This window comes from Actinomadura sp. GC306 (assembly GCF_004348665.1).
Lineage (GTDB): Bacteria > Actinomycetota > Actinomycetes > Streptosporangiales > Streptosporangiaceae > Spirillospora.
The window spans coordinates 1-4,276 of record NZ_SMKM01000397.1 but is presented as its reverse complement, the minus strand read 5'-3'; the positions used below and the strand labels follow the sequence as shown (position 1 = coordinate 4,276).

General features: G+C 66.6%; 7 protein-coding genes. 3 read left to right on the top strand and 4 right to left on the bottom strand.

From position 1 onward, the window contains the following. Positions 1-511, top strand: a 511-nt coding sequence (locus tag E1200_RS31575; RefSeq protein WP_131956048.1) for a DUF2332 domain-containing protein, incomplete at its 5' end; no start/stop codon positions are given. A gap of 197 nt (positions 512-708) precedes the next feature. On the opposite strand, the gene E1200_RS31570 is transcribed toward E1200_RS31575, so the two are convergent. From E1200_RS31570 to E1200_RS31555, 4 genes are all read right to left on the bottom strand, one after another. Continuing rightward, complete coding sequence (locus E1200_RS31570) at positions 709-972, bottom strand: hypothetical protein (RefSeq protein ID WP_243708997.1); 264 nt, start codon at positions 970-972, stop codon at positions 709-711. A gap of 128 nt (positions 973-1,100) precedes the next feature. Then, complete coding sequence (locus tag E1200_RS31565) at positions 1,101-1,958, bottom strand: hypothetical protein (RefSeq protein ID WP_131956046.1); 858 nt, start codon at positions 1,956-1,958, stop codon at positions 1,101-1,103. Positions 1,959-2,310: 352 nt separating this feature from the next. Next, on the bottom strand, positions 2,311-2,505 hold the full coding sequence (locus tag E1200_RS31560; RefSeq protein WP_131956044.1) for a DUF397 domain-containing protein: 195 nt from the start codon (positions 2,503-2,505) through the stop codon (positions 2,311-2,313). Next, positions 2,502-3,317 carry a helix-turn-helix transcriptional regulator gene (locus E1200_RS31555; protein WP_131956042.1) on the bottom strand — a complete coding sequence of 272 codons (816 nt, stop codon included), beginning with the start codon at positions 3,315-3,317 and terminating at the stop codon, positions 2,502-2,504. The genes E1200_RS31560 and E1200_RS31555 overlap by 4 nt, the downstream gene beginning before the upstream one ends. 179 nt (positions 3,318-3,496) lie before the next feature. Between E1200_RS31555 and E1200_RS31550 the strand changes: the two genes are divergently transcribed. Together E1200_RS31550 and E1200_RS31545 are read left to right on the top strand one after the other, a co-directional pair. Continuing rightward, entirely contained in the window at positions 3,497-3,847 is a 351-nt protein-coding gene (locus tag E1200_RS31550; RefSeq protein ID WP_165950544.1) for an ATP-binding protein, read from the top strand. Positions 3,848-3,960: 113 nt separating this feature from the next. After that, complete coding sequence (locus tag E1200_RS31545; protein WP_131956038.1) at positions 3,961-4,230, top strand: hypothetical protein; 270 nt, start codon at positions 3,961-3,963, stop codon at positions 4,228-4,230. The last annotated feature ends 46 nt before the right edge of the window (positions 4,231-4,276 follow it).

The following is a 4,276-nucleotide window of genomic DNA, read 5'->3' as shown; positions in this document are numbered from 1 at the left end:
CCCGATGCCCAAGGTCGTCACCCGCGTAGGCATCGACCTCGCCCCGATCGACGTGACCGACGAGGCCGAGGCCCGCTGGCTACGCGCCTGCCTGTGCCCGGACCAGCCAGAGCGCATAGCGAGACTAGAAGCCGAAGTGGCGTTGGCAGCAACGGCCCCACCGACCTTGCTGCAAGGCGACGCCGTCGAGCTCCTGCCCGAAGCCCTCGCCCGCGTCCCCCCGAACGCGCTACCAGTCGTGACCACCACATGGACGCTCTCGGAGTTCCCGCGTGAACGCCGCCTGCACTTCCTCCAGCGCCTCGACGAAGCGGCGACGCACCGTCCGGTGGCGTGGGTGTCGGCGGAGGGCGTCGGAGTGGCCCCGGCGATCCCGACCTTCGGCGACCGCCACGCCTCCGGCCACAGCATCATCGGCCTGGCACTCTTCGGCCACTCAACCCTCCACACCGAGGCTGTAGGCCGCTGCTGGTCCCGAGGCCACCAACTCTCCTGGCAACCGGCCCCTTAGACCCGCGAACCGAACGCCCCACACAGGACCAGCAGCAAAGGAGCAAATCTGGCCGCGCACACCCGTTGGAAGCTCGACCGCGAGCGACGACTGCACGAGGGAGTCCCAGCCACCCGATTACGACATGGCCGGCCTAGCCCTCCGACTCGGCGCCATGATCCGTGGCCTCACTCGCGAGGGCGAGCGAGGCACGGGTGCTATTCGAGGAGGTCTTCGGCCTTGTCGATGATGGCGGCGCGCTGGACCCAGCGTTCGAGTTGGTCGGTGTCGGTGCAGTTGGTTATGTGCTCGCGGATCTCGTTGGGGACGGTGATCCCGCGGGCGCCGAGCACGAGCAGGACTGCCTTGGCCTCACCTTCCGCGCGTCCTTCCGCGCGTCCCTCGGCACGGCCTTCGCCCCGGTGGGTCTTGGCGAACTCGGACTGCCACTTGTAGCCGGCGACGTTCACGATCTTCCCCAAGTGTTCACTGGCAGGCCCCGGAAACTGCGCTGGCAGGCAATCGACGGGTCGGCTCAACCACACGCGGTTGGCCAGAGCCGACCCAACAGCGTCAGCCACAAAGTGGCAGGAAAGCCCGGGATTGGGTGCTATTCGAGGAGGTCTTCGGCCTTGTCGATGATGGCGGCGCGCTGGACCCAGCGTTCGAGTTGGTCGGTGTCGGTGCAGTTCGTTACGTGCTCGCGGATCTCGTTGGGGACGGTGATCCCGCGGGCGTCCAGCACGAGCAAGACCGCCTTGGCCTCGCCTTCGGCGCGGCCTTCGCCCCGGTGGGTCTTGGCGAACTCGGACTGCCACTCGTAGCCGGCGACGTTCACGATCTCCTCCAGGAGCTTGCAGGCAGCGCCAGAGAACTGCGCTGTCAGGTAGTCATAGTACAAGGCGCCCGTGTCGCCGGGCAGGGTGTCGATGGCGGCGGACACGCTGGTCAGGACGGCTTCGGCGTGCGGTCCCTCGGAGTGTGCCGGGGCGCTGAGGACCGCCAGTTCGGGGAGTCGGCGCGCCTGCTCGGGGTCGGTGATCGGGGGAAGCATCCCGGGGTGGACGGTCAGCGGTTTGAGCACCCATTCCGGGTGGCCCATGTCGATGGGGGCGGCGCAGGCGCGTGCGGCGCTCGGGCTGGGGCAGAAGATCAGGAGGGTCACCGGGCACTCGTGCCGCAGCCGCAGCAGAGCCAGGTACGCGGGCCAGGTGAAGGTTTTCTGCTTCTTGAAGCGCAGCTGCGACTCGACGATGATCCCGTGGGCCGGGGCCTCGGGGTCGTCCAGGAGGACGGTGGCGTCGCACCGCAGTTCGGCGGGGTTCAGGCCCGCGAAGGACTCGGAGGCCAGCGTCACCTGCCCGTCCAGCGGTAGGCCCAGGCCGAAGACGGTCCGCAGGATCGTGGGGGCGAGCTGCGGCCGGTTGCGGACCATCTCCAGTGGCAGCTCGTGATTACTCGAAGGCATGGCGCAGACACTAAGCGCTACCACTGACACGCCAGCTGTATTCATCGGCCTTGTCAACAGCGGCGGTGTCGCTCCCCTCGCTGACCTGCTTGTTTGTCGGCTGTTGGAGGGGTGTTTCGACTGGCCGGTGCGAGCGGGGTTCGAGGGAGGCGGCGGCACGGCCGTGCCCGTTACGACCCGGCCAGGCGAACTGAGTCGGGGACGGACGGTCAGCGGGAGGTGAGCCGCTTGGTCTGCTCCACCACTCCGACGAACTCGGTAACGGCCACGGGAGATGCCTCATCCGGGCCAGCCGCGCAGCTCGATTCCGTCGGAGGGGACGAGGCGTATGGGGTGAGGCCGGACGGGGCGGTCAGCGGGCCGGGTGCCGCTTGACCTGCTCGATCAAGCTCGCGAACTGAGCGGCGGTCAGGGCGAGGTGCCCCCCGTCCGGGTCCTTGCTGTCGCGCACCCCGATCCCGGCCTCCGGCGCAAGTCGTCCCAGCTCAACGCAGTGTTCATCGTCCGCTCCGCCGCTGTGGGTGCTCTTGCGCCACTGCACGATCATTCGTAGCTCTCCAAGTACCGCTTGATGATCTCGCGCGAGTCCTCCAGGGAGGCCGCCTTCGCGCCGATACGATCGAACTTAACCGACAATTCGCGAACCTCGCCAGGCGTTTCGATCAAGCGGCCCCCGTTCTGGGCGCCCGAATACGCGATGTCACGACTCTCCAGGCTGAGGATCTGGAGGGCCCCATCAGCACCCAGATGGGCACCCGACTTGAAGGGGACGATGCGTAGGCTGACCTGCGGCAGGTCGGCCATGGCGAGCAAGTGTTCCAACTGAGCCTTGTGCACCTCCGGGCTGCCGACCTCACGCGCCAGGACGCTCTCATCGAGCGTTGCCCACATCTCGACCTCAGTGCCGCGCTCGAAGAAGAACCTCTTCCGAGTAACGCGTCTCTCCATCGCGGCCTCGAAGTCCTTCGGCGTGCCGGACTGCACGTATGCCCAGGTGTATTCATCGGTCTGGAGGGCGAGTGGGATGACCTGACCGTGGTAGGTCTTGATCAGATGCGCCTCCCGCTCGTACTTGATGAGCTGCCTACCCCAGTTGGGGTCGTGCGCCATTCGGGCGAACCAGAGCAATAGCTGAAAAAGCCATCCAGTTCCGTAATGCCTATCAAGGGCCTGCATGTGATCGTCGTGCGGGCGTCGACGCCCTGCTTCGAAGTGGGATACAGCACCCCGCGTCACCCCCATGATCTCTCCGCACTGAGTAAGCGAGAGCCCGGCCTTCTCGCGCCAAAAGCGCAGGTAGAAGGCCAGGAAGTGCCACATCGAGAGCTTGGGGTTAAGGGGGTCCCGAACGATAGGCATGACGCTCTCCCTGTATACAGATCGGCTGGCTACAGGCAAAACATAGGACGCGTCCGTGACCCTTGTCACAGGAAATCGGAATCTCGAGCGAGGGCAGGACGATGGCGATGACGGCGGCCGCAGAGCCGATCATGTCTCTTATGGGAACACCCATCGCAGTGGGGCAGGCGCGCAGTTACGTGGACACACAAATCCGCAAATGGGACTACTTCCACATTCTCGACAGTGCGCTCCTGATCGTTTCGGAGCTCGTCACCAATGCGGCGCGCCAGACGCCGGACCAGGAGATCCGTCTCCAGCTCAGCCGGGACGCCCACGGGATCATCATCGCCGTCTGGGACGCCGACCACGAGCTGCCCGAGGCCAAGCCGATGACCGAACTCACGCTCGACGACCTCGACCTGTCGGAGGAAGCGTTCGACGACAACGGCGGCTGGGGCCTGCACATCGTCCAGGCCATGTCCGCCAAGTGCGGCGTCACCGCCGACCCGGCCGGCGGCAAGTGGGTCTGGTCGCGCATGCACCCCTAGCAGGCCGGCCTTTAAGGCCGCCTCCGCCCCACCGGTCCACACCAGTGCCCGCAGTCCAAGCGCGACCCTCGACGGGAGGTAGCACGAACATGGCCACAGCTCACCCGAACACCATGAGTGGACGGCGACCGTCCCTGTCCGCTCTCGATGAGGCCGTGCGCAGGCGCGGCGGGATGTCGTGCGGCATCGTCCACCGCAGCGGCACACCCGTCCTGCACGTGATCAACACCGAGTCGCCCGGCCGGTTCACCGAGATCGGCGCCGACTTCATCGCCGGAACCTGGGTGTTCACCTGGGCCCCCACCGGCGACACCATCAGCCCGGCCAGTTGCCCGGCTGAGACCGCCGAGATGATCGCGCATGCGCTCGGGGCCCGGCCGTGATGACCGACCAGCTCGCATCTAATTAAGCGCCTTACCACCACCCCTC